This is a genomic window from Mesorhizobium sp. M7A.F.Ca.US.002.01.1.1, from assembly GCF_004022955.1.
GTDB classification, from domain to species: Bacteria; Pseudomonadota; Alphaproteobacteria; order Rhizobiales; family Rhizobiaceae; genus Mesorhizobium; species Mesorhizobium ciceri.
Genome location: NZ_RZQE01000574.1, coordinates 1 through 3287, shown reverse-complemented (window position 1 = coordinate 3287; position 3287 = coordinate 1). Strand labels below are relative to the sequence as shown.

General features: G+C 60.5%; 4 protein-coding genes. All 4 read right to left on the bottom strand.

Features of this window, described 5'->3' with window-relative positions:
* Positions 1-53 precede the first annotated feature (53 nt).
* Positions 54-863 (bottom strand): acyltransferase, encoded by an 810-nt coding sequence (locus EN932_RS32185; RefSeq protein ID WP_128369367.1) that lies wholly within the window; start codon positions 861-863, stop codon positions 54-56.
* Positions 864-866: 3 nt separating this feature from the next.
* A complete protein-coding gene (locus tag EN932_RS32180) occupies positions 867-1916 on the bottom strand; it encodes a hypothetical protein (protein ID WP_128369366.1) in 1050 nt (349 codons plus the stop codon).
* Between the two features lie 91 nt (positions 1917-2007).
* Positions 2008-2820: a DNA adenine methylase gene (locus EN932_RS32175; protein ID WP_128369365.1), complete on the bottom strand. Its 813-nt coding sequence runs from the start codon at positions 2818-2820 to the stop codon at positions 2008-2010.
* A gap of 152 nt (positions 2821-2972) precedes the next feature.
* The coding region (locus EN932_RS38200) for a hypothetical protein (protein ID WP_164890729.1) at positions 2973-3287 on the bottom strand (315 nt) is incomplete at its 5' end.

The following is a 3287-nucleotide window of genomic DNA, read 5'->3' as shown; positions in this document are numbered from 1 at the left end:
AAACCAACCGCCCCCGTAGTCATGCCGGCGGCAAGCAACGCGATCAGTGGCGGCTAAACGATCACATCCGTAGCGTAAATATTGGCCATGAAGTCTTCGCTTCCAAGCCATCCCGCCATGAGCGCTCCGGCGCCACAAAGGAGCATCGTCGCAGCCCGGCGGGACATCCTAAGCTTGCCGGCGTGCTCTGCGATCGCAATGCCCACCCCTGCAATCAGGCCTTCCAGCGTCATGTGGAAAGGGCTGCGCAACAAGGGCCAGAACGTCTGGTAGTCGAGGGGCGCCGTCTGGCCGAAATAGACCGCTGCCCGAGCCGCAATCGGAAGACAAAACAGCAGCACGATAAGGGCCGTTCTCACCCGATCAGGGCAACGCAGGAGCGCAAGCACCAAAACTGGCGCGAGCAGATAGAACTTCTCCTCGACCCCAAGCGACCAGAACACGACGTTGATGTCGGATGGCAGATAGTCCTGGAGGAAAAGGAGGTGGTACGCCACGCGAATGCCTAGGAACTTCGGATCGACGGCGTAGAACGGGAAGGCTCCCGCCACGACCAGGAGCAGCACGGCGTAGTAGGCCGGAACGATGCGCAGGGCTCGCCGAACGAGATACCGAACTAAATCGAATTGCCCCGAGCCGATACCTGCCCTGACAAGGTGGCTGGCAATGAGGTAGCCGGAGAGGACGAAGAAAAGGTCGACCCCCACCCAACCGTTCATGAAGATCGTGTGCGCGACGCTGTGGGGGGCGCTTGAGCTGACCGACACAGCTCGCTCGCCGTGACGAAGGAGAACGAGCAGGATTGCGATCGAACGCAGCAGATCGAGCCACGGATTGTCGCGCCCGTCCGCCTTGGCCGGCATCTACTAGCCCTCAAGCCCGAGCGTGCGTCTGATGGGTACCTTACGCACCTTCCATATTCTCGAATCGACGATGTAGTGGTGAAAATTGACGATCTGGTAGAGCACGATCGTCATCGACAGACCTGTGAAAAACAACACGTCAAGCGTGCCAAGCACGGCCCAGTAGAGCACGCCGGTGATCAGGATGCATGTGGTCATGTAGAGCCAGAGCCGGCCGGGCTGGCTGATATAGGACAGGAAAGGCGCCTCGGGGTCGACCCCATCCTTGAAGCGGCGCGTGTTGAACATCCAGACGAAAAGCACATATTGCGCGTTGTGCCACATGTTGATCACCAGCCAGCCGAGCGTGACGTCGGTGATCACGAGATATGCCACAGCAAAGACGGCGAAGTGGGTTGCCATATAGATTGTGTGGACCAGTGCAAGCCGGCCCTGCCGCACCGCCTGAAACCGCCGGGCGAGCCAGAAGAGCAGTAGCACGACTGTCACTGCGGCGACAGCTTGCACGACGATCGAGGCGACGGGGACGACGCGCAATTCCATCCCGAGGAAAAGGCCTGGATCCTGGTGCGACCGGTAGAGTATGCCGAGGATGGGCAGCGCATAGAAGATTGCCTGGTCGAGCCAGCCGTCCTCGTACAGGGCGTCCCGCTGCTTGCCGCGAAAGGCGCGCGAGATGCCCCAGCTCTGGCGGGTGTAGTGGAACCACTGCCAGTAGAAGTAGACCGACACGATGGTCCAGAGACCAAACCCGTACGCGACCGCGAGCGTTCCCACCGTGACGGCTGGAAGCAAGATGACCAGCAGAGGCCAATGCTCGGCGAAGCTTTTTCGATCGAAGCAGAGCCGTGTGTAGGTGGCGATGACGTGGTGGTAGCCCAGAAACCAGAGATCGAAAACCAAGATCGGATAGAAGAACCGAGGCTGCCACACGATGACCAAGCCGGTGAGAAAAGCCAACGCCGGCAGGCCTAATATGAAGGAGATATCAAAGCGCGGACTGCGCAGCCATGCCCAGTTACCCCGCTCCAAAGGTAGCGCAATGTCGGTCATCCCCACCTCCTGCCTAAGTTTCCCCTTGATGAAGAGTGTAGGGACATCCGCATTGAACGTCCACGGCTCGTCTCAGTGAGGGTAAATCCGGTCAACCAGACCGGTCAGAAATGATCAGCTCCTTTGCCGGCCGGCCCTTGCCGCCTGAAACGCTGTAGAGCAGCTCCGCTTCTTGCATCTCGAAACCGGCGAACGCCTTGCGAACCTCGGGCACGTCATTGATGGACAGAATGAACCGGCCCTGCAGTGCGTGCAGCTTCGCGGCGATCGCTTCGAACTGGTCGCGGCCGAACAGCTCCTTGCCGTAGTCGCCTTCGCTGCCGAAATATGGCGGATCGAGATAGAACAGCGTCCCCGGTCGGTCGTAGCGGTCTATGAAGACCGACCAATCGAGCTGCTCGACGACGACGCCCGAAAGGCGCTCGTGGATGTCGGCCAAGGTCGGTTCCAGCGTGTTCAGATTGAAGCCAGCCGACGATCGTGGATCTACGCCGAAGTTGCGGCCGGCCACCTTGCCGCCGAAAGCCAGGCGCTGGAGATAGAGGAAGCGACCGGCGCGCTCCAGATCGGTCAATGTCAGCGGCTCGCTCGCCTTCAGCCGCTCGAACTCGCGGCGCGAGGTGATCTGGAAGCGCAGCGTATCCATGAACTGTGGGTAATGACGCTGCAGGATGCGGAACAGGTTGGCGACATCGCCACTGCGGTCATTGATCACTTCCGAGCGCGGTCTGGACCGACGCCTGAAAAACACGCCGCCCATGCCGACGAAGACTTCGGCATAGGTGGTGTGCGGGATAGCGGCGATGCGCGCCACCAGGCGCTCCGCCAGGCGGCGCTTGCCGCCAATGTAGCCTGCCGGCGGCCGAACCGGATCAACGGCCGTAAACGGGTCTTGAATGGTCATTTAAGGGCTTTCGAGAATCAGTCACCGTGCCCGCGCCCGAAAGGGCCAGGTGCGGCAGTTATCTCTTGATGCTGTCGGGCGGGTCGGGTCGCCAAACTAGGCCCGCTTCTCGGGAACTGCCCCGAGCACCTGTCTGTTCAGTTCGCTACGCGTCAGCGGCCGTAGACCTTCGCCGCGCCTCCCGTCAGGTTTCCATTGGTGGTGATCGAACTGATCCGGAGGGCATTGATCGGCAACGCCGAATTCACGAAGAAACGCGTCACGCCGATAGTGAGCTGCTGGATGATCTTGGGGCCAACGGCGCTTCCGGAGTTGGGAAGCCAAATCACGCCGGAGCGGCCAAAAGCCGATGCCGTGCTATGAAATAGAGCCACCGCCGATGCTGTTTCAACGCCGTTGGCATCGAGGGTCTGATAGTCTCCAGACGCGGCCGGAAAGTTCGCGCCATTGTCGACGCTTACGTTGAG

Excerpts from the sequence above, each read along its gene's own strand:
- EN932_RS32175 (WP_128369365.1), bottom strand. The coding sequence starts at position 2,820 with ATGACCATTCAAGACCCGTTTACGGCCGTTGATCCGGTTCGGCCGCCG.
- EN932_RS32185 (WP_128369367.1), bottom strand. The coding sequence starts at position 863 with ATGCCGGCCAAGGCGGACGGGCGCGACAATCCGTGGCTCGATCTGCTG.
- EN932_RS32180 (WP_128369366.1), bottom strand. The coding sequence starts at position 1,916 with ATGACCGACATTGCGCTACCTTTGGAGCGGGGTAACTGGGCATGGCTG.